The sequence below is a fragment of the Micromonospora psammae genome (assembly GCF_036902725.1).
Classification (GTDB): domain Bacteria; phylum Actinomycetota; class Actinomycetes; order Mycobacteriales; family Micromonosporaceae; genus Micromonospora.
The window spans coordinates 147039-168334 of record NZ_JBAKHM010000006.1; the positions used below are offsets into that span (position 1 = coordinate 147039).

Here is a 21296-nt window from a genome sequence, read left to right on the forward strand (position 1 = left end):
CGAATAGATCCTGACACGTCGTTTGCGGAGTATAGGGGGATTTCGTGCAGTTTCACCGGCTAGCTGTCCCGCCGGAACGGAGGGCGTGATGGACGTTCGCTCCTGCCTGCGCCTGGTCCGCCGACACTGGTGGATCGTCCTGGTCACGCTGATGGTCGCGGTCGGTTCGGCGGCCCTGATCACCGTCCGTACGCCGCCCCGGTACGACGCCTCGGTGACGTTCTTCGTCACCACGCCGAGCCAGGGCGTCACCGACGCGTACCAGGGCAGCCTCTTCCTCCAACAACGCGTCAAGTCGTATGCCGACCTGCTCCGCAGCGATCGGCTTGCGCAGAGCGTGGTCGCCGAGTCCCCGCTCGGGCTGACCGCCGACGAGGTCCAGCGCCGGGTGAGCACCTCCACCGAGACCGGCACCGTGCTGCTGCGGGCCACCGTCACCGACACCGACCAGACCCGGGCGATGCGGGTGACCGAATCGCTCTCCGCCAACTTCGTCGAACTGGTGCAGAAGATCGAGACGCCCGCCGAGGGCCGGTCGGCGCCGGTCAAGATCGAGGTGGTCAGCGGCCCCCGGGTCACCTCCCGCCCGGTCTCCCCGCAGCCCACCCGCAACCTGGTCATCGGGGGCCTGGTGGGGCTGCTGCTCGGCGCCGCGCTGGCCGTGCTGCGCGGGGTGGCCGACGTCCGGCTGCGCGACGCCGCCGGCCTGCAACGGGTCACCGGCAGTCCGCTGCTGGGTGAGATCCCGTTCGAGGCGGGGGCGAAGTCGGCCCCGCTGATCGTGGGCGAGTCGGCGACCTCCGCCCGCGCCGAGGCGGTCCGCAAGCTGCGCACCAACCTGCGCTTCGTGGACGTGCACGAGCCGGCCCGGGCCATCGCGGTCACCAGCGCCCTGCAGGGCGAGGGCAAGACCACGCTCTCCTGCAACCTGGCGATCGCCCTGGCCGAGGCCGGCTGGCGGGTGCTGCTGGTCGACGCCGACCTGCGGCGGCCGAAGGTCGCCGACTACCTCGGCCTCGACGGCGGCGTGGGCCTGACCGACGTGCTCGTCGGCGACGTGCAGGTCGGCGACGTGGTGCAGCGGTGGGGCGACAAGTCGCTGCTGGTGCTGCCGAGCGGGTCCACCCCGCCGAACCCGAGCGAGCTGCTCGGCTCGAAGGCGATGGCCGACCTGCTGCTCGCGCTGCGCGAGTCGGCCGACATCGTGGTGATCGACACCGCGCCGCTGCTGGCCGTCACCGACGGCGTCGTGGTGGCCGTGCAGGCCGACGGCGCGCTCCTGGTCACCCAGCAGGGGCGGACCTCGCGGACGCAGGTGGCCGCGGCGGCCCGCGCGCTGCACTCGGTCTCGGTACGCCTGCTCGGCTGCGTGCTCAACATGACCAAGGTGGCCAAGGCCGACGCGTACCAGTACGAGGCCTACCGGATCGCGACCGCCATCCCGCCCGCGGTCCCGGCGGAGCGGGCAGCCTCGCCGGAGCGGCGTACCGCCGCGGGCGGCGTCAACGGCACGGTGGATCGGACGCAGGAACTCACCCGGCTGCCCCGATGAGCGTCAGCACCGGCCCCACCGACCGTTCGATCTCCTCGGCGCAGCGCCGGAAGTCCGCCGGGGTGCCGCCGACGGGGTCACCCAGGTCGTCCGCGTCGGGGGTGGCCGGTTGCAGCCGCCCTCGGGCGCGGGCGGCCGCCCGCACCGCGTCTCGCAGTGGCGTGTCGACCCGCTCCGGCGGGTCGGCCGCCACGGCGAGCCGCGCGAACTGGCGCAGCGTGAACGTCCGGTGCAGCGCCGCCGGGGCGAGCGCGGTGCACCGGGACCGCTGTGCGCGGGTGGCGGTGAGCACCAGCGTGGCCGCGGTGAGGTGTTCCGCCCGCAGCTCGCGGCTGACGAAACCGGTGGGGTCGGCGCCGCCGTCGGCGACGACGTCCGCCGCGTACGGGTGCATCGGCCGGCCGTCGACGGCGTGGGTGCCGGCGCTGGTCACGGTGACCGGCCGGTCGCCGAGCAGGCGCCGGACGATGTACTCGGCCATCGGTGAGCGGCACATGTTGGCGTGGCACACGATGAGCAGCTCGTCGGCCATCTCGGTCCCTCTCGTGGGTGGGGTCGCGGGAGGGGGCGCCGCGACGGCGGTCGTTCTCCGGCGGTCGCGGCCGGACACAGAGGGGATGCCGGCATCCTATGCGCCGGCGCGGGCGGGCCGCGTCGGTGCCGCGCCGAACCGGCGGACGGGGACCGGCCGATGAGGATCGGCATCCTGTCGTACCACTTTCCGCCGGAACCGGCGTTCATCCCGGGCAGCCTCGCCGAGGAGCTGGCCGCGCGCGGGCACGAGGTCCGGGTACTGACCGGCTTCCCGGACTACCCGGGCGGCCACGTCTACCCGGGCTGGCGGCAGCGGTGGCGGCACCTGACCCGCAGTGAGCGGCTCTCCGTACGCCGGGTGCCGCGCTACGCCGGGGGTGACGGCTCCACGGGGGCGCGGATGGCCAGCTACCTCTCCTTCGCCGGCAGCGCGGCGGTGGTCGGGCGGCGCTACCTGGCCGACGTGGACGTGCTCTACGTCTTCCAGTTGCCGGCGACCACCTTCGCCACCGCCGGCCTGCTCCGCCTGCTCAACCAGGTGCCCGTCGTCCTGCACGTGCAGGACCTCTGGGCGGAGGAGGAGGCGGCCGTCGGCGAGGGCGCCGAGCGGCGGGGCTGGCCGGGGCGGATGGCCACCACCATGCGTCGCGTGCTGCGCGAGGCCGACGCGGTGGCGGTCAGCGCACCGTCCATGGGGGAGCGGCTGCTCTCCGACGGCGTCGGCCCGGACCGGGTCCGCACGGTGCTCAACTGGACGGACGAGCGGATCTTCCAGCCGGTCCGGCCGAGCCGTGCCGCGCGGCAGCTGATCCGCCGTGACGACCGGTGCGTGGTCATGCACGCCGGGACGATCGGGGTGCGGCAGGGCCTGGAGACCGCGGTCCGGGCGGCGGCGGCGCTGGACGGCCGGACGGACCTGGTGCTGGTCGGGTCGGGTGCGGAGGAGCGGCGGGTGCGGGGGCTCGCCGCCGAGCTGCGCGCCGAGAACGTCCGCTTCGTGGAGCGCCGGTCCCCGGTCGAGATGCCGGACCTGTACGCCGCCGCCGACTACCAGCTGGTGATGCTGCGCAACCTGCCGGAGCTGCGGGGCAGCGTGCCCGGCAAGTTGCAGGCGGCGCTCTCCTGCGCCGCGCCGGTGATCGCCTCGGCCGCCGGGGACACGGTGGAGCTGGTGGAGCGGGCGCGCGCCGGGCTCTCCTGCCCGCCCGAGGACTGGACCACCCTCGCCGACCGGTTCTGGCTGGCCTCCACGATCCCGGCAACGGCCCGCTCCGAGATGGGCCGACGGGGGCGCGAGGCGTACCTGCGGGAGATGTCGCTGCGGGCGGGGGTGGACCGGATCGAGGAGTTGCTGAGCGAGGTGGCCACCGGCCGCCTTCAGCCTCGCTGAGTGCCGAACGAAGCTCGCGACCGGTCTTTACCCGCCTCAAAGGGTGATTTCCCGACGCAAGCATCGTTGTTAATGCTAGAAAGCGACGAATGGTCATTTCTGTCCGTTTCTGGAGCGGGAGAGTGGTGTGACGGAGAGTGGAGTGTCGCGCCGGGGCCGGCGCAGGTCCCGGCGACGGACCCGGGCGCGGATCCGACGCGCCCTGCTCGCCGGACTCGTGGCCGGCGCCCTGCTGGTGGCGGGGGCCGGCTGGGTCGGCTTCCGGGGCTGGCAGGCGCGGGCCCACCTGCTGAACGCGGCGGGCCTCGCCCGGGAACTCAGCGCGCAGGTGGTCGGCGGCGACTTCGACCGGGCCCAGCGCACCCTGGCCGCCCTCCAGGAACAGGCGGGTGCCGCCCGGGACGCCACCGGCGACGCGGGCTGGTGGCTGGGCCAGCGGACCCCGTACGCCGGGGACGACCTCGGGGCGGTGCGGCAGATCGCGGTGGCGATCGACGACCTGGCCCGACGGGCGTTCCCCACGCTGCTCCGGACCGACCTGGCCACCCTGCTGCCCACGCAGGGCCGCCTGGACGTGGCCCGGCTGCGGGCGGTGTCGGCGGAGCTGACCGCGGCGGACGCCGCCGTCCGGCAGACCCGGGCCAGCCTCGACGCGGTGCCGACGGAGAACCTGGTCGACCAGATCCGGACCGCCCTGACCGACCTGCGGGTCCAGATCGATCGGCTGGTCGGCCTCACCGGCGCGGCGGACAAGGGCGCGAAGGTGCTGCCCCCGCTGCTCGGCGCGGACGGGCCCCGCACCTACCTGCTGGTCTCGCAGAACCTCGCGGAGCTGCGGGCCACCGGCGGCATGTTCGGCGCGTACGCGGTGATCCGCGCCGAGAACGGGCGGGTGCGCATGGAGAAGCAGGGGACCAGTGCCCAGATCGGACGGCTCAAGCGGCCGTTGTCGGTCGATCCCGAGGTGCGCGCCCTCTGGGCGGACCTGCCCGGGACGTATCCCGCCGACGTCAACCTGACCCCGCACTTCCCGACCGCGGCGAAGCTCTACCGCGACATGTACCGGCGGCACGCCGGCGGCACGGTCGACGGGGTGCTGGCCGTCGATCCGGTCGTACTGTCCTATCTGCTCCAGGCCACCGGCCCGGTACGGGTGCCCGGTGGCACCACGCTGACCGGCGACCGGGTCGTCCGCACGCTGCTCAGTGACGCGTACCAGAAGTTGGACGGCGGTGGCCAGGACGCCTTCTTCGCCGCCTCGGCCGCCGCGGTCTTCGACGCCTTCCTCACGAAGAACGTCAACCATAGGGCGCTTTTGTCGGCTTTCGACCGCTCTATCACCGAACGGCGGATATTGTTCTGGAGTGCCCGACCTGAGGAACAGCAGACTCTCGGCGACAGCCGACTCGCCGGAGCGCTCCCCGACAAGGAGAGCGCTCCGTCGGTGGGCGTGTACCTCAATGACGGCAGCGGGGCCAAACTCGGCTACTACCTCCGGCAGTCGGCGACCCTCACGGTCGGCAACTGCGTCGAGGACGGACGCCGGGAGCTGCGGCTCCGGTTCACCCTGCACTCCGCCGCCCCGAAGTCCGGCCTCAGCGAATCCGTGCTCGGGCTCGGCAAGGCCGGTGATCCCTACACCGCTCGCACCCTCGTGTCGGTGTACACCCCGCCCGGCGGCGCGGTGCTCGCCACCCGGCTCGACGGCCAGCCCACCCCGGTGGGCAGCGGCGTCGAGCGCCGCCGGCAGGTCGTCCTCGCCAACGTCGAGGTACGCCCCGGCGCGACCCGCACCCTCGAGGTCGACCTGCTGACCGGCCGCAACAGCGTCGGCACGCCCGAGCTCCGGCTCACTCCGACCGCCACCCCGTGGACCACCCAAGTAGTCACCGCAACAAGCTGCAACCAGTAGGAGGAGACCACCATGCGGCTATCCCGCATCATCATGGCGCTCACGGTCGGCCTGGCCGTCGTGGCGGCGCCGACCGCGGCGGGGGCGGCGCAGCCGCAGCCAGCGCCCGGCGTGCCACAGCCGGGGCCCGGCACGCCACAGCCACCACCGGACTACGTGCCGGGACCGGCGAAACTCATCGCCGAACCGACCACGATCTTCCTCGGCAAGTCCGTGCTGCTCACTGGTACCGGCTTCGGTCCCAACGAGACCGTGCGGATCGTCGTCACCGTGGCCCCCCTCGCGGCCTCGGTACCCGGTCAGGCGCCGGCCCGCCGCAGCGACGGCAGTGCCGTCGCGATGGCAGCGGTCGCCTACGCGCCGCAGCCGGCCCCGCGCGAGTTCACCGTTCAGACGGACGAGAACGGACGGTTCACCGTGCGGTACCGGCCGACCGTGGTCGGCCAGCTCACCTTCACCGCCACCGGACTGGAGTCCGGGCAGGTCGCCAGCGCGACCGTCACGGTGCTCAAGAAGAAGCGAGCCCCGCACGACGGCGGCAAGCTGCCGGTGACCGGCGACGACATGGGCACACCGCTCAAGGTCGGTGGCGGTCTGGTCGGCGCCGGCATGGTGTTGATGCTCACCACCTTCGCCTGGCGGCGTCGCAACCGCTTCAACGTGAACTGAACCGAACGGCACGACTGCGACAAGACGGACGCCCGTCGGACCACCGGTCCGGCGGGCGTCCGCCGTACCCGGGGGCACCGCTCAGCCGGTGGTCGCGGGCGCCGGCAGGTCCACCGAGAGCACCCGGCCCACCGGTTGGAACCCGGCGGCGTCGTACAGGCGGCGCGCGGGATTGCCGTCGGTGACCTCCAGACCCAACGAGGGAAGCCCCGCCGCCCGGGTGCCGCGCAGGGCGTGCCCCAGCAGCGCCCACCCCGCCCCGCGGCCCTGCGCGATCGGCACCACCGCCAGGTTGAGGATCCAGCCGCACCCGTCGGTGGTCCACGGCACCGGGCCGGCGCAGAGGACGTGACCGGCGCTGCGCCCGTCCGGGCCGACCAGCCGCGCCGAGGCGGTGAGCAGCGGCGGCACCGGGTCGCCGTCGGCGAACATCGCCCGGATCTCCGCGGTGTCGCCCGGTTGCCACGAACCGTCCGGATGCCCCGGCCCGTAGGCCGCCGGCAGGCCCTCGGCCAGGTCGTCGTCCCAGCCAGCGGCGGCGAGCGACCAGCCGGCGGGCAGTTCCGCCGGCTCCGGCAGCCGGGACAGGTCGTGCCGCAGTTCGGTGGCCGCCCGGCGCAGGGCGAGGCCGCCACCGACCAGGGCGTCCACCAGCGCGTCGTCCGCCGTCTCCAGCCGGTGCCCGGCGAGGTCCCGGCGCGCCTGGTCGGCCACCCGCCCCCGGTCGCCGCCCGGGAGGGGGGTCACCGCGGCGGCGACCGGGCTGCCGTCGTCATCGCGCAGGCGCAGCCGGGCGAGCCGTCGACCGTCCGGCGTGGACAGCAGGGACAGGGTGGGGTCTGCGGGATCCGGCGTCAGCGGCACCCCCGCACCGTAGTGTCGGCGCGCGCCCCGACTCCAGCCGATATCACCCGCGCTCGGGTGACGCGTCCGGCTCACTTCCGCCCCGGCGACGACGGGGCGGGTTCCGCCGGGTGCTGCCGGCTGCGTCGACATTGCCGGGGGTACGCGCCGAAGCGCCCCCCGGACGTCGGCTGACCGGTGCTGCGCGGGCCGTGGCGCGCGTACGTGGCTGGGGTGTTCGGGCGGGTTGTCCGGTTCGGGGGGTGTCGGCTCTGCAGGGGTCGGCTGTCCGTATCCGCACCGTCGTGACCGGTTTTTGCGGTGCCGGCGGCACGCTCAGGTCGGAATCGTGGCGGGGCCGGGGTCGTTACATCTCCTGTACGACCGCAGCAGCAGCGACTTCCGCTGCGGGGACTGATGACCCCGCCCCCGGCGGGGATGACCGCAGACGGTGGGTCGTTACATCCCGCTGGACGATCGCACGGGACAGCCTCCCGCCGCCGCTGGCGGAATGACGGCAGGCCGGCGGTCGTTACATCCGGCCCGGCCGAGCAACGCCGCCGCTTGGTGGAATGACAGCCGGACGCCGGTCGTTACATCCAGTCCCGGCGCCGCGAGCCCCCCGGCTTGCTGGCCCGCCGGTCGAAGACTTTCCCCTGATTCTTATTGAGCGCCTGATCGTGGTGCTTGCACGCGTCGCCGTCCCCTGTTTTCGGTGGCGTGTGCCAACCCCCGAATGGAGCTTTTCTGATGAACTCGATGATTCTGCGTAAGGGTGTTCTGGGTATCGCTGGTCTGGCGTTCGCCGGTGGCGTGTTCGCCGGTCCGGTGGCCGAGGCGCACGCCGCCCCGACGGTGGAGGCGAAGGCTGTCGCGGTGGCCGTGCAGGCTGACAAGGCCGACAAGGGCGGCAAGTTGATCCCGCATGGTGTGCAGGGCAAGCAGTCGCGCATCGACCTGAACGACGAGCAGACCAAGAATGTCAAGGCGATCATCGCCGCGACGAAGAAGGCCGACATGGACGAGCGCGCCGCCGTCGTGGCGATCGCGACCGCGCTGCAGGAGTCGAAGCTGGAGAACCTGGGTCACCTGGGTGAGCGCAACGACCACGACTCGCAGGGCCTGTTCCAGCAGCGCCCCTCCAGCGGTTGGGGCACGGTCGAGCAGATCACCGACCCCGAGTACTCGACCCTCGCCTTCCTCAAGGGCCTCAAGCAGGTCGACGGGTGGCAGGACATGCCGCTGACCGAGGCCGCCCAGACCGTCCAGGTCTCGGCCTACCCCTTCCACTACGCACAGTGGGAGCAGCAGGCCGCCGACCTCGTCGCCAAGCACTGGAACAACTGACAACCGACCGCTGGCCGGCACCCCAACCTCGGGGTGCCGGCCAGCGGCGTGTTCAGGTCCAGGTCAGGGGCATTCGGCGTAGAGCCGGCGGGTGCCCGCGCCCGCCGCGTACGCGGAGCGGTCACTGAACCGGCAGCCGAAGTCGGGCGCCGCCACCGCCTTCGGATCGGTCACCCGGTCGCCGGCCGGGCGGCTCCCGGTGCGTACCCACGAGACCAGATCGTCCCAGGCGGCGCCGGCCTCCGCCGGGCTGAACTCGCAGTGCTGGGCGGCCCGGACAGCCCGCTGGACGACCAGCCGGCTGCGGCCGTGCCACGCGACGTCCCGCGCGTACGCCTGCTCCATCGAGAACGGCACGAACAGGTCACCCAGGTTGTGCAGGCTGAGCACGGGCGCGGTGGGGCGGCCGGCGATGCGCGGCACCTCGGTCAGGGTGGGGGAGAGGCGCTGCCAGAGGTTCTCCGGTGCGACCCGCTGCACGCCGGCGTTGACGTTCACCGGGCTGTTCGGGCTGTAGCGGGTGAGCAGGTTGGTGGCGAGCTGGCCGGGACGCTGGGCGGGGGTGTCACCCCCGCTGGTGGTGCTGATCGCGAAGAGGAAGTCCTTCCAGACCGCGAACGAGGCCGCCGCGCCGGGGCGCGGGCCCCCCGAGCGGTTGATGGTGATGTCCCGCAGCTGCTTGCCGCGCTCGTTGGTGGTGTCCGGGCCGGTGGGAGTGAGTCCGGCGAGACCGAGGGCGACCTGGATCCTCGGTACGGCGTTGCTCAGGTAGTCCGGCGGCGTCGGGTAGGCCCGCACCCCGGCGAGCGCCTGGGCGACCAGGTTGTAGTCGAGGAAGAAGTCGAGCAACTGGTGATCGCCCATGACCCCGCACATCGGCAGCCCGCCGTCGTAGCGGCCCGGGTACTGCTCCAGCGAGCGGCCGATGATGTAGCCGCCCATCGACACCCCGCTCAGGTACGTCCGTTGTGGACGCCTCACCGTGGCGGCGAAGAAGTCGGCCAGCTCCCGGGTGCTGACCACCCCGGAGCGGATGTCGAAGCCGTTGGTGGTGTACGACGACGCGGCCCAGGCGTACCCCTGCTCCAGCAGGCGTTGCCGCAGGCCGAAGCCCGGCGTCTCCGGGGAGAGCACGGTGGTCTGGCCGCGGTAGCCGTGCGCCCACATGACCAGCTCGCCGTTCCACTTCGGCGGGATCTCGATGATGTAGCCGGCGTGCCGGTGCACCCCCTGCCGGACGGTGGTGGGGGTGCCGCCGACGACCAGCGGCGCCAGCGGCGGATTGCTGATGGTGTAGCCGGGCAGCGGCTGGGAACCGTCGTCGCCGGAGGCGACGGCGGGTGCCGCGCCGGTGAGCCCGACGGCCAGGGTCAGGACCGCGCCGGCGGCGAGCAGGCGGCGTACGAGACGGGTGGGTGAGGACAGCATCGATGCTCCCCCGGGGACGGTGCCGCCCATCGGGGGCGGCCAGGAGGGACGGTGCCTACCGGCCGGTAGCGTCCTGAAGCTAGGCCCGCCAGTCGACCCATGTCAATGCCGGCTGACCGGGCGGTCAGTCAGTCACCACGGGCCGACCGCCCGGTCGGGGTCAGACCAGCCCGTGCGCCAGCATCGCCTCGGCGACCCGCCGGAAGCCGTTGATGTTCGCCCCGGCCACGTAGCCGCCCGGCAGGCCGCACTCCTCGGCGGTGGCCCAGCAGCGGGCGTGGATGTCCCGCATGGTCTCCCGCAGCCGCTGCTCCGACTGGCCGAAGGTCCACGAGTCCCGGCTGGCGTTCTGCTGCATCTCCAGCGCGCTCACCGCCACCCCGCCGGCGTTGGCCGCCTTGCCCGGAGCGAACCGCACCCCGGCCCGGCCGAGGATGCGCACCGCCTCCGGCGTGGTCGGCATGTTCGCCCCCTCGACCACCGCGACGCAGCCGCCGGCCACCAGCGCCGCGGCCTCCGCGCCGCCGATCTCGTTCTGCGTGGCGCACGGCAGGGCCAGGTCGCAGGGGACCTCCCAGACGGTACGACCGGAAACCGACACCGCGTGCGGCACGTGTCGTACGTAGTCGTCGAGCCGGGCCCGGCGCTCCTCCTTCAGCTCCCGCAGCAGCTCCAGGTCGATGCCCTTCTCGTCCAGCACGTAGCCGTCGGAGTCGGAGCAGGCCACCACCGTGCCGCCGAGCTGGTGCACCTTCTCGATGGCGTAGGTCGCCACGTTGCCCGAGCCGGAGACCACCACCCGCTTGCCGTCCAGGCTGTCACCGGTCTGCCGGAGCATCTCCTCGGCGAAGAAGACCGCCCCGTACCCGGTCGCCTCGGTGCGCGCCTGCGCGCCCCCGTACGACAGGCCCTTGCCGGTGAGCACCCCCGACTCATACCGGTTGGTGATCCGCTTGTACTGACCGAACAGGTAGCCGATCTCCCGGCCGCCGACGCCGATGTCCCCGGCCGGCACGTCGGTCTGCTCGCCGATGTGGCGGTACAGCTCGGTCATGAAGCTCTGGCAGAACCGCATCACCTCGCGGTCGGAGCGGCCCTTCGGGTCGAAGTCCGAGCCGCCCTTGCCGCCGCCGATCGGCAGTCCGGTCAGCGCGTTCTTGAAGGTCTGCTCGAAGCCGAGGAACTTCACGATCCCGAGGTAGACCGAGGGGTGGAAGCGCAGGCCACCCTTGAACGGACCGAGCGCGCTGTTGAACTCCACCCGGAAACCGCGGTTGACCCGGACCCGGCCGTGGTCGTCCTCCCACGGCACCCGGAAGATGATCTGCCGCTCCGGCTCGCAGATCCGCTCGATGATCCGCGCCCGCGCGTACTCGGGCTGCCGGGCCAGCGCCGGCCCGATGCTCTCCAGCACCTCCCGTACCGCCTGGTGGAACTCCGGTTCGCCCGGGTTCCGGCTGACCACACTGGCGAACACCGACTCGACGGTCTCCGACATCACCGACACGTCCTTCCGCCTCCGGAGGCGGCCTCGTCGCCGTCACCGGGCCGGCGTCACCGCCGACCGTCCCCGAGTACGGATCGTCACCCCCGTCCGGTTCACTGCTCGGATGGACGCCTTGATCTGGGACGCGGTCCGCGCCTCACGTGCGTGGCTCGACGCCGCCAACGGCACCGACCGGGCCGAGCTGACCTGCCGCATCCTGAAGCTCACCGAGGAGGCGGGGGAGGTGGCCGGCGCCTGGATCGGGCTCCTCGGCCAGAACCCGCGCAAGGGCGTCACCCACACCCGCGACGAGGTGGCCGCGGAACTGGCCGACGTCGTCCTCACGGCCCTGGTCGCCATCGAGAGCCTCGGCTACGACGCCCGGATCGTGGTGTCGTTCTGCGCGGCGAAGGTCCAGGCCCGCGTGCAGCCACCGTCCTGACCCCGGGGGTACGCACCGATGGCTGGCCGGGGCGCCGTCGGTGTCCGGGGCGGCCAGCGTCCCGGGACTTTCCCTGAACCGGACGCAACTTTTGCTTCATGGAGCGAAAGTTGTCGAGATGTTATCCGAAGCACTCGACCAGACATCGAAATGTGTCTACCGTTTCCGGCACCATCCATCCGTGTCGCGGGACGGGATCGGCACCGTCCCCCGACGGGACCGCGTGGATGGCGGTCGCTCGCCGGTGGCACGGCAGGGGGCGGCCGTACTCCCACCCCTGGAGAGAACGCATGGACACACGGCACCGCCGACGCCGGGGCGCGTACGCCCTGACGGCCCTCCTGTTCGCCGGCACCCTCTGGGCGACCCCCGCAGCCGCGGACCCGCCCCAGCAGGAGCCCGGCGTCACGCTGCGCGTCTTCGACGTGCAGACCAACCTCAGCGAGATCTGCACCCTCAAGCCAGGCCAGACCCCGAACGTCGACAAGCTGATGTCGGACATCAACTGGACCTCTTCCGCCGACTTCGGCTTCGAGGACAGGTTCGTGGCCCAGGTGCTCGGCAACGTCAACATCCCCTCGGCGGGTGACTACACGTTCCGCCTGATCAGCGACGACGGCTCCCGGCTGCTGATCGACGACTCGGTGGTCGTCAACCACGACGGCCTGCACCCCGCGACGCCCAAGGACGGGACCGTCAACCTCAGCGCGGGCTACCACTCGCTGCGCATCGACCACTTCGAGCGCGACGGTGGCCAGCAGGTCCGGCTGGAGTGGCGCACCCCCGGCTCGTCGTCGTTCGTCCTGGTGCCGAACTCGGTGCTCAGCACGGACGCCGGGGTGGTCCGGGTGACCGCGCCGGGCAAGAAGGAGTGCGAGGGCGTCACGGACTCTCCCGGTGACGGCCTGCCGCTGACCGGGGTGCACCCGAACTACGACCTGACGAACCTGCGTCCCGACGGTTTCCAGCCGCAGGTCAGCGCGATGGACTGGTTCTCCGACGGTCGGCTGGCCATCACCACCTGGGGTGGCACCGACAACACCTCCGGCGAGGTCTGGATCCTCGACGAGGTCACCGGCGACACCGGCCCGAGCCAGGTCACCACGAAGAAGGTCGCCAGCGGTCTCAAGGAGCCGATGGGCATCAAGATCGTCGACGGCACCATGTACGTGTCGGAGAAGCACCGGCTCACCCGCCTGGTCGACACCACAGGCGACGGCGTGACCGACGACTACGAGACCGTCGCGACCTGGCCGTTCGGCGGCAACTTCCACGAGTTCGCCTTCGGCCTGCTCTACCAGGACGGGTTCTTCTACCTGAACCTGTCGGTGTCCATCAACTACGGCGGCGCGACCACCGACCCGCAGCCCGCCGAGAACCGCGGCACCACCATCAAGGTCAACAAGAACACCGGCGAGGTCTCCTACGTCGCCGGCGGCCTGCGTACGCCCAACGGCATCGGCTGGGGCCCCGAGGGCGGCATCTTCGTCACCGACAACCAGGGCGGCTGGCTGCCGTCGTCCAAGCTGGTCCACGTCAAGCAGGGCCGCTTCTTCAACCACTACACCAACCCCGACGGCCCGTTCGACGCCAACCCGGTGACCCCGCCGGTGCTCTGGCTGCCGCAGAACGAGATCGCCAACTCGCCGAGCACCCCGCTCTACCTGACCGAGGGCACCTTCGCCGGGCAGATGCTCTTCGGTGACGTGACCTACGGCGGCATCCAGCGCGCCTACCTGGAGAAGGTCGGCGGCGAGTACCAGGGCGCGGTCTTCCGTCTCACCCAGGGCCTGGAGGCCGGCGTCACGCGGATCAGCCAGGGCCCGGACGGCGCCATCTACGCCGGCGGACTGGGCGCGGGCGGAAACTGGGGCCAGGAGGGCAAGCTCAGTTACGGCCTGCAGAAGCTGACGCCCAACGGCGAGAACCACTTCGACATCCTGGCGATGCGGGCCAAGCCCAACGGCTTCGAGGTGGAGTACACCCAACCGGTCTCCGCCGACACCGCGACGAGCCTGGCCTCGCGCTATAAGGTCAAGCAGTGGCGGTACGAGGCGACCGCGGGCTACGGCGGTCCGAAGATCGACGAGGAGACGCTGACGGTTACCGCGGCGAGCCTCTCCGCCGACAGCAAGAAGGTCACCCTGACCATCGACGGACTCAAGGCCGGCCGGGTGGTGCACCTGCGCTCGCCGCGACCGTTCACCTCCAGCAGCGGTGAGTCGCTGTGGAACACCGAGGCCTGGTACACCCTGAACGCGCTGGTCGGCTCCCAGGGCTCGAGCGACACCACCTACCAGGCGGAGGCGGCGACGCTCGCCGGCGGCGCGGCGGTCAACACCAACCACCCGGGCTACTCCGGCACCGGCTTCGTCGACGGCTACTGGAACTCCGGGGCGACCACGACGTTCGGCGTCACCGCCACCGCGGCGGGCGCGCACAACGTCAAGCTGCGCTACTCCAACGGCCCGAACCCGTTCTCCGGCACCAAGTCGCTGAGCCTCTACGTCAACGGCAGCAAGGTCCGGCAGGTCAACCTGCCCAGCACTGGCAACTGGGAGACCTGGGCGGAACACACCGAGTCGGTGACCCTCGACGCCGGGGCCAACACCGTCGCCTTCAAGTACGACAGTGGCGACACCGGCAACGTCAACCTCGACCAGCTCACGGTGACCGCGGGCAACCGCGTCACCCTCTTCGACGGCTCCGGACTCGGCGCCTGGGAGAAGACCGACGACAGCGCCGCCACCTGGCCGGTCGCCAATGGTTCCATGGAGTCCCTGGGCGGGGACATCCGCACCAAGGACTCCTTCGGCGACTTCAAGCTGCACATCGAATGGTGGCAGCCGACGTACCCGGCGAACGTGACCGGTCAGGCCCGCGGCAACAGCGGGGTGTACCTCCAGGACCGGTACGAGATCCAGGTCCTCGACTCGTACGGCGACACCACGCTCTCCGACGACGAGGCCGGCGCGATCTACGACAAGCGCGCTCCGGACAGCAACGCCGCCACGGCGCCGGAAACCTGGCAGACCTACGACATCACCTTCCGGGCGGCCCGTTTCGACGGCGCCGGCAACAAGACCGCGAACGCGCGCGTCACGGTCGTGTGGAACGGCACCACCGTCCACAACGACGTGGAGATCGACGGCCCGACCGGTGGCGGTGCGCCGGAAGGTCCGACCGCCGGGCCGATCCGCCTGCAGGACCACGGTGACCCGGGGGAGAACCCGCGTTACCGCAACATCTGGATCGAACCCCTGAGCTGACCCACCCACGGACGTGCCGCTCGGTGCACCGACCGGGCGGCACGTCCTCGTCTGTTCTCATCAACAACGTCGCCCTCGAGGCGATGAGGAACGGGTCGACCTGCGAGCACCCCGGCGAGACGCCATCGCGCCAGCTGTCGCCTGCAGGATCAGTGCCCGGCTGGTGGGCCGGCATCGGTACTCTTCTTCACTCGTTGGCAGGAACGCTCACCCGAGTCGGCACCGCCTTCGCGGTCCGGGCTGGCTTGGCCGGCCGCCTACGGAGCGCCCATTCGACCACGGCAAGGTTGATCACCCAGCCCGCGAGCATCAGCAGCGCCCGGCTGAGCCCACCCGGTTGACCGACCAGCAGGATCCAGGGCAGGTGGGTCAGGACCTGGGTACCCGCTCCGAGGCCGATCGCGTAGCCGCGGGCCATCCACGCGCGGTGACCGACGATGTCCCGATGCCGGATGGCGGCGAAGCCGAGGACGATACAGCCGACCATGGCCGAGCCGAATACGAGCCGGAAGCCGGTCAGGAGCTCGATGTCGCCGGGAGGGCGGGGATAGAACAGCGTCATCCACAGGCCCGACAGTGCCGCGGCGAGCCCGAGGGGGATCAGCAGCCGCCCGGCCATGCGGTGCCACCCGGGTCTGCGGCGGCGGAGGCCGCCGGCGAACTGGAACGCGCCCAGCAGGCAGTACAGGCTGGCGCCGACGATGTGCACCAGCACGGGTACCGGCGAGGCGAGAAACCGGGCGTTGTCCGGCGTGACCGTCGCACCACCGGTGAGTTCTGCGAACCGGGCGGCGCCGGCGACCACCGGAACGGCGCTGAGCGCGACCAGCCCTACGGGCACCAGCCACTGTCGGGCAGAGGAGGTCACACGAGTCCCTTCTTCGTTCCGGCCATCGATGGACCGGCCGCTTCGACACCACACGCAGGTGTACGGCGTACACCTGGCGGTCAGAGTAGGGTGTACGGCGTACACCGTCAAGGGCGGGATGTCGGTCCACACCTGTGCGAAGGAAGGCGGTCGAGATGGTCCAGCAGGTGGACGGGGCGCGCCGGGCCCCCCTCAACCGGGACCGCGTGCTGCGCGGCGCCGTCGCGCTCGCCGACAACGTCGGGATCGAATCGCTGAGTATGCGCAACCTCGCCCAGGAGTTGGGCGTGGTGCCGATGGCGCTCTACAAGCACGTGGCCAACAAGGAACAGCTCCTCGACGGGATGGTCGACGTCATCGTCGGCGAGATCGATCCACCGGTCCCCGGCGCCGACTGGAAGGTCGGGATCCGCCAGCGCATCCTTTCGGCCCGAAAAGTTTTGTTGCGACATCCCTGGGCGTCGCGCGTCATCGAGTCCCGTCCCCAGCCCACCCCGGTCGTGCTGGACTACCTGAACTCGATGGTCGGGATGTTCCGGGCCGGCGGCTTCTCCGTCGACCTGGCCCACCATGTGATGCACACGCTGGGAAGCCGCGTGTGGGGATTCACCCAGGAACTCTTTCCCGCCTCACCGCTACCGGCTGACCCGGAAAAGCAGGAAGCCATGTTCCACGAGATGGCAGCCAGGTATCCCCACATCGCGGAGATAGCTGTGGCCGCCGCCCACGACGAAGCGTCGGTCGTGGGCCGCAGCTGCGATGACCAGTTCGAGTTCGAGTTCGCAGTCGACCTGCTGCTCGACGGGTTCGAAAGGCTCCACCAGCAGGGGTGGACGTCCGCCAACCGGTCCTGATGCGACGACAGCGTCTGACCGCTGTACTACAAATGATCAGTCTTCGGCTGCCACAGCCAGGGGACATGCCCGCGGCCGGCGTGGTGCTCGACCGGTGCTCGAAGTGCGATGCAGGCGCCGGTGAAGCGGGCCCGCGGTAACGGCGGGGCACCCCGATCCGTCGATCACGGTACGGCCGGACGGCTGGTGGCGCACGCCGGCTGACCGCTACGGAGCTGCCTGGCTCAAGTCCGCGAAGGTGGTGGGGATGTCGAGGAGGGTGAGGAAGGCGCTGGCCGCCGGCGTGCGGCTGGCCCGGCTCCAGATGACGTACTCGATGCGGGCCGGGGCGTCGGTGACCTCGATGGTGGTCACGCCGGTGAGCTGCGGCACGTAGGCGGACGCATGCATCGCGATGCCGAGGCCCTGCGCGACCAACTGGGTCATGAGGTAGGCGCTGGTAACCTCGAAGGCGACGTCGCGGGTGAGACCGGCGGCGGAAAATGCCTCATCGGACTGCGCCCGTCCGGCGGTTTTGGCCGGCAGGTCCACGAACACCTCGGTGGAGAGCCGGCGCAGGCTGACCCTCGGTTCCCTGGCGAGTGGGTGGCCCGGCGCGACCACGGCGACGAGCCGGTCCCGGGCGAGTTCCTGAGCGTGGACGCCCTGCGGGCGCACGCTGGTCGGCAGCCCGAGAAAAGCCACTTCGATGGCGCCCTGCTTGACCTGCTCGACGAGTTCTTCGCTTGCACCCACCCGCAAGCTGATCCGTACGCCCGGGTACTGCTGGCGGAAATCTCGCAGGGCGGCCGGGATGTCGACCGCGGCGACGGTGGGGATCAGGCCCACGGCGAGCCGTCCGCGAACCTCCCCAACGGCGGCAGCGACCTCGACGACCGCGCGATCGGCGGCCTCCAGGCACTGACGGGCGGCGGGCAGGAACGCCGCTCCGGCCGGGTGCGTACCCGCCACCTGATCCCGTCGATGACCTGCCTGCGCAGGCAGCAACGGCTGCAGTACCGCCCACTGCGAGTCGTGGCGCCTCGCTGCCGCTACGCTCGGCACGAGGTTTCCGGTTATGAAGTTCTGCTTGGTCGCTGAACCATATACCGGAGACCTCTTCAGCTATCTATCACCGCCACGCCGCGAGCCGCGACGATACCAGCCGCCTTACAAAACACGGCCTAGATCCACCGATCAATGACGGCTCGCATTGATCGAATCTGATGTTGGCGCTGGTCGGGACGGGCCGTGACTGGTCTGCCGGTTTCGGGTACCGGCCTGCTCGGGGCTTATTCTGTGGATCGTGTCCGGGGGTGGCCGTCCTCGCCTTCGAGGAGTCGTTCGGCGCTGCGCGGCGAGCGCGAGGAGGACGCCGCGCTGCCGGTGAGCTGGCGGCGATGGACTCCTGTGATTCAGCGCGCGCGGCGGTAGTGCATGGCCACCGCGCCGTTGCGGAGCGGCTTCGCCGAGAGCAGTTCGAGCTGGCGCGTGCCGGGCAGCCCGCCCTGGTACAGCGTCGGGCCGTGGCCGGCGATCCTGGGATGGACGAGCAGCTTGTACTCGTCGATCAGGTCCAGCCGGTCGAGCTCGGTCGCGAGCTTGCCGCTTCCGAGGAGGACCCCGGCCGGGGTCGCGTCCTTGAGCTTCTGCACGCCCTCGCGCAGATCGCCGGCGATGTGGTGGCTGTTGGTCCACGGGAAGTCCTTGCGCGTCGACGACACCACGTACTTGGGTTTGGCCCCCAGCTTGACCGCCCACTCGCGCATGGTCGGCGGCGCCTCCTCGTCGCCGCGGGCGACGGCCGGCCAGTAGCTCTCCATCATCTCGTAGGTGACGCGACCCCACAGCATTGCCCCGCCCTCGTCCATGAGACGGGTGAAGAAGGCGTGCGTCTCGTCGTCGGCGATCCCCTCCTGGTGGTCGACGCAACCGTCCAGGGTGAGGTTGAGGCTGAAGGTGAGGAGTCCCATGGCCGGCGAGTCTAACGCCACTTTTAGGTCGGTAAAGTGCAGCGCCACCCGCATTTGATCCAATTGTCTACCGGCAGCGGCACGCTGTGGAGTGCAGCATCAACCAGCTCAAACAGCACCGCGCCATGGCCACCAGGTACGACAAACTCCCGTCCGCTACGAAGCCACCCTCACCATCGCCGCCATCAACCAATGGCTGCGCGCCTTCGAAACACGGCCTAGTGCCGCGTCACGTTCTTGTCAGACTGCTCGGGTGATCGTCAGACTTGCGAGAGAGCAAGACTTCCATGGCTTCCTTGGCTTGGCGGCCCAGGTCGAGTGCTGGTTCGGCCCAATGGCCGAGGATCTCGGCTTCCATGACGCTGCGCGCAAGCACATTCGTCGGTCCACGGCGATCGCCGCTGTTTCCTCGCGGCCGGGTCTCCTGGGCGGGCTGTTGTTCGCGGCGAAGGCCCCGGCCTACCACGTTCACTGGCTTGTCGTATCTGAGCAGGCACGGGGGAAGGGCGTTGGTCGTGCGTTGATGGCGGAGGCGATGCGCAGGTTCGTGCGTGGCCCAGGCGCCGTTGAGGTGGTCACCTTCGGGGCCGATCACCCTGGCGCCGTCACCAGCGGTGCACGCGTCTTCTACGAGCGCCTGGGCTTCACCGCTGCTGAGGCCGTCGATCCCGGTCCGGAAGGCGGTTCCCGGCAGGTCTTCCGCCTGGTCGTCACCGGATTCGAGCGACGTCGGGACAGGCCCTAGCCGCACGTCAACGGCAGCTTCAAGCGCGACGAGCGGACCGAGAGTAACGCCCAAGACCTCGCCAACGCTGGACTCCTCGCCGGCCGCAACAGCCCCAGCCTCATCCCCGCGCACCGACACGCGAGTCAGCCACATCAACCGAGACGAGTGGTTGAAGAAGGCCACCGCCATCCTCGCCGTCATCACAGCAAGGACACCTGACATGCCGACCCCGAAGCTCAGCTCCGACACGCTCGACGAACTCCGCAGACAGCTTGCCCGCTACGAGGCGGAGCTCGCTGCCGGCGGCTACACCCAGAAGGTGCAGAAGTACCGCACCGACCACGCCCTGGACTTCGTCCTCTTCCTGGAAGGCCGGTTCTCTCCGGCTACCGAGAAGGGCAAGCAGCGGCGTACCACCTGACCGGCCACAATCCTGTCGCCCACCCGACAGTACGTAGGTTGCCGCCATCCCGACCAGCACCATCTAGCAGGCGACACCTCAACCAAGGAGACAGTCTTGACCCACCCGCAGCACCCCGGCGACGCCAACGACACCGTCCCGCCGCAGCAGCCGCACCCCCAGCCGCAGCAGTGGCAGGGGACGGACGGGCAGCCGCTGCCCGCCGTCGGCGACCCGACCAGCCCGCCGCCGGCCGGGAAGAACCGCACCACCGTCATCGTCGCCGCCGCGGCCGTCTTCGCGGTCCTCGTCCTTGCCGTCGGCGGGTACGCCGTCTGGGACCGATTCATCAAGGAAGACACCGGCGTGGCCGCCTGCAAGGCCATGCGCGACGGGAAGAACGTCGACGGCAGCACTGAGGCCAACGACGACGACAAGATGACCGAGGCCGAGTACCGGGAGGCGCGGAAGCTGTTCGAGGATTCCCGCCACGAAGACATCCGAAAGCACGGCACCGCGCTGATCGATGTGGCATGGCAGGTGTCGTCGCTGGACGAGGGTGAGGAGATGGGGGCGTTGGCGTTCATGGGGCCGCTGTCGACGCACATGTCGGGATTGCAGACGGCGTGCGCGGATCAGGGTGTGATCGTCAACCTGAACAAGAAGTAGCCGCCTTCACCGCGCCGCAGCCGCGAACGGCCAAGCCGTGCCGGGGGCCCTCACCTGACGCGGCCGCCCGGCCGTCTTCGATTGCCCGTGGCGATCAGGCGCCGCTCTGCCAGGAGCCGGCCCGCATCGGCCGGCGGCCGGATTTGTCATCGGTCTGCTCGCAGGCCCGGGTGCTCCCGAATAGGGAGCGGTCGGGGTTGAGGTTGCGGTGCACCGGGGGCGGGCGCGGGGTGGTGGCGGTCACTGCGGGGCGTGGAACACCGGGTGGGGGTAGCCTGTTGAGTCAGGTGTCGGTGTGTCCAGTGTCCCCGGGCCTCACCTAAATTGCCTTCGCGGAATACCGTTCGGCTGGAGCCGCGTCGCGCCACTCGCCGAGAGGCGACCTGCACACCGACACCCGGCGCCGCCCCCGACCCGACAGGGCCGGGGGCGGCGCTCTCTGTGCACCGGTCACCGGCAGAATCACGGCATGACGAACTGGGTGGAGCGGACCGGTGTGGTCGTACTGCCCAGCGGTGCGACCGTGTGGGGCCGGCGGGTCGGCGACTCCGCCTCGCCCGCCGACTTCGCCCTGCTGCTGGCTCCGGGCCCGGTCCCGTCCTGGCCGCACCGGCGGATCCGGTGGCCCGACTTCTGGGTGCCGCTGGACCGTGCCGACGCCCTGGACGCCTTGGACGAGGCGTTGCGGCGGGCGCACGCGGGGTCACGGGTCGAGGTCGCCTGTCGGGGCGGGGTCGGACGTACCGGCACGGCCCTGGCCGCCCTGGCGGTCCTCGACGGACTCCCGTCCGACGACGCGGTGCGCTGGGTACGCGAGCGGTACCACCCGCGGGCCGTCGAGACGCCGTGGCAGCGTCGCTGGCTGCGCCGCCTGCGCTGACACCACGCTCGGGGAATGCCGGACAAGCCCTGGACAGGCGAACCACACTTCGTGAATAATGGATCGTAGTTCGA

At 71.0% G+C, this 21296-nt stretch carries 19 protein-coding genes; 12 read left to right on the forward strand and 7 right to left on the reverse strand.

What is annotated here, in order from left to right:
• Positions 1–88 precede the first annotated feature (88 nt).
• On the forward strand, positions 89–1552 hold the full coding sequence (locus tag V6U79_RS11800; RefSeq protein ID WP_334526802.1) for a tyrosine-protein kinase domain-containing protein: 1464 nt from the start codon (positions 89–91) through the stop codon (positions 1550–1552).
• On the opposite strand, the gene V6U79_RS11805 is transcribed toward V6U79_RS11800, so the two are convergent.
• Positions 1533–2084: an arsenate reductase/protein-tyrosine-phosphatase family protein gene (locus V6U79_RS11805; RefSeq protein WP_334614665.1), complete on the reverse strand. Its 552-nt coding sequence runs from the start codon at positions 2082–2084 to the stop codon at positions 1533–1535. The two genes, V6U79_RS11800 and V6U79_RS11805, sit on opposite strands and share 20 nt — an antisense overlap.
• Positions 2085–2243: 159 nt before the next feature.
• On the opposite strand from V6U79_RS11805, the gene V6U79_RS11810 reads away from it, so the two are divergent.
• From V6U79_RS11810 to V6U79_RS11820, 3 genes are all read left to right on the forward strand, one after another.
• The gene (locus V6U79_RS11810; protein ID WP_334526807.1) at positions 2244–3476 is read left to right on the forward strand and encodes a glycosyltransferase family 4 protein; all 1233 of its coding nucleotides are present in this window, start codon (positions 2244–2246) and stop codon (positions 3474–3476) included.
• Between the two features lie 127 nt (positions 3477–3603).
• Complete coding sequence (locus V6U79_RS11815) at positions 3604–5388, forward strand: DUF4012 domain-containing protein (RefSeq protein WP_334614666.1); 1785 nt, start codon at positions 3604–3606, stop codon at positions 5386–5388.
• Positions 5389–5400: 12 nt separating this feature from the next.
• A complete protein-coding gene (locus tag V6U79_RS11820) occupies positions 5401–6057 on the forward strand; it encodes a hypothetical protein (protein ID WP_334526812.1) in 657 nt (218 codons plus the stop codon).
• Between the two features lie 81 nt (positions 6058–6138).
• On the opposite strand, the gene V6U79_RS11825 is transcribed toward V6U79_RS11820, so the two are convergent.
• On the reverse strand, positions 6139–6921 hold the full coding sequence (locus V6U79_RS11825) for a GNAT family N-acetyltransferase (RefSeq protein WP_334614667.1): 783 nt from the start codon (positions 6919–6921) through the stop codon (positions 6139–6141).
• 729 nt (positions 6922–7650) lie between these two features.
• Between V6U79_RS11825 and V6U79_RS11830 the strand changes: the two genes are divergently transcribed.
• Positions 7651–8247 (forward strand): hypothetical protein, encoded by a 597-nt coding sequence (locus tag V6U79_RS11830; RefSeq protein ID WP_334614668.1) that lies wholly within the window; start codon positions 7651–7653, stop codon positions 8245–8247.
• Positions 8248–8310: 63 nt separating this feature from the next.
• Here the strand turns inward: V6U79_RS11830 and V6U79_RS11835 are convergent, their stop codons facing one another.
• Positions 8311–9675, reverse strand: coding sequence for an alpha/beta hydrolase family protein (locus V6U79_RS11835; RefSeq protein WP_334614669.1), 1365 nt, complete (start codon positions 9673–9675; stop codon positions 8311–8313).
• Positions 9676–9835: 160 nt separating this feature from the next.
• Positions 9836–11173, reverse strand: a complete 1338-nt coding sequence (gene gdhA / locus V6U79_RS11840; RefSeq protein ID WP_334614670.1) for an NADP-specific glutamate dehydrogenase — start codon at positions 11171–11173, stop codon at positions 9836–9838.
• A gap of 112 nt (positions 11174–11285) precedes the next feature.
• On the opposite strand from gdhA, the gene V6U79_RS11845 reads away from it, so the two are divergent.
• Complete coding sequence (locus tag V6U79_RS11845) at positions 11286–11603, forward strand: MazG-like family protein (RefSeq protein WP_334614671.1); 318 nt, start codon at positions 11286–11288, stop codon at positions 11601–11603.
• Positions 11604–11893: 290 nt separating this feature from the next.
• Entirely contained in the window at positions 11894–14872 is a 2979-nt protein-coding gene (locus V6U79_RS11850; RefSeq protein WP_334614672.1) for a 3-keto-alpha-glucoside-1,2-lyase-like domain-containing protein, read from the forward strand.
• A gap of 187 nt (positions 14873–15059) precedes the next feature.
• Here the strand turns inward: V6U79_RS11850 and V6U79_RS11855 are convergent, their stop codons facing one another.
• A complete protein-coding gene (locus tag V6U79_RS11855; RefSeq protein WP_334534178.1) occupies positions 15060–15713 on the reverse strand; it encodes a DUF2306 domain-containing protein in 654 nt (217 codons plus the stop codon).
• A 182-nt stretch (positions 15714–15895) separates the two neighbouring features.
• Here V6U79_RS11855 and V6U79_RS11860 point away from each other — a divergent pair, with 182 nt between their 5' ends.
• On the forward strand, positions 15896–16594 hold the full coding sequence (locus V6U79_RS11860) for a TetR/AcrR family transcriptional regulator (RefSeq protein ID WP_334534164.1): 699 nt from the start codon (positions 15896–15898) through the stop codon (positions 16592–16594).
• Positions 16595–16801: 207 nt separating this feature from the next.
• On the opposite strand, the gene V6U79_RS11865 is transcribed toward V6U79_RS11860, so the two are convergent.
• A complete protein-coding gene (locus V6U79_RS11865; protein ID WP_334614673.1) occupies positions 16802–17545 on the reverse strand; it encodes a LysR substrate-binding domain-containing protein in 744 nt (247 codons plus the stop codon).
• 443 nt (positions 17546–17988) lie between these two features.
• On the reverse strand, positions 17989–18546 hold the full coding sequence (locus V6U79_RS11870; protein WP_334534167.1) for a dihydrofolate reductase family protein: 558 nt from the start codon (positions 18544–18546) through the stop codon (positions 17989–17991).
• Between the two features lie 334 nt (positions 18547–18880).
• Here V6U79_RS11870 and V6U79_RS29785 point away from each other — a divergent pair, with 334 nt between their 5' ends.
• From V6U79_RS29785 to V6U79_RS11895, 4 genes are all read left to right on the forward strand, one after another.
• Positions 18881–19291, forward strand: coding sequence for a GNAT family N-acetyltransferase (locus tag V6U79_RS29785; RefSeq protein ID WP_442933766.1), 411 nt, complete (start codon positions 18881–18883; stop codon positions 19289–19291).
• Positions 19292–19493: 202 nt separating this feature from the next.
• A complete protein-coding gene (locus tag V6U79_RS11885) occupies positions 19494–19694 on the forward strand; it encodes a hypothetical protein (protein ID WP_334534172.1) in 201 nt (66 codons plus the stop codon).
• Between the two features lie 96 nt (positions 19695–19790).
• On the forward strand, positions 19791–20342 hold the full coding sequence (locus tag V6U79_RS11890; protein WP_334534175.1) for a hypothetical protein: 552 nt from the start codon (positions 19791–19793) through the stop codon (positions 20340–20342).
• A 469-nt stretch (positions 20343–20811) separates the two neighbouring features.
• Positions 20812–21222: a protein-tyrosine phosphatase family protein gene (locus V6U79_RS11895; protein ID WP_334614675.1), complete on the forward strand. Its 411-nt coding sequence runs from the start codon at positions 20812–20814 to the stop codon at positions 21220–21222.
• Positions 21223–21296 lie beyond the last annotated feature (74 nt).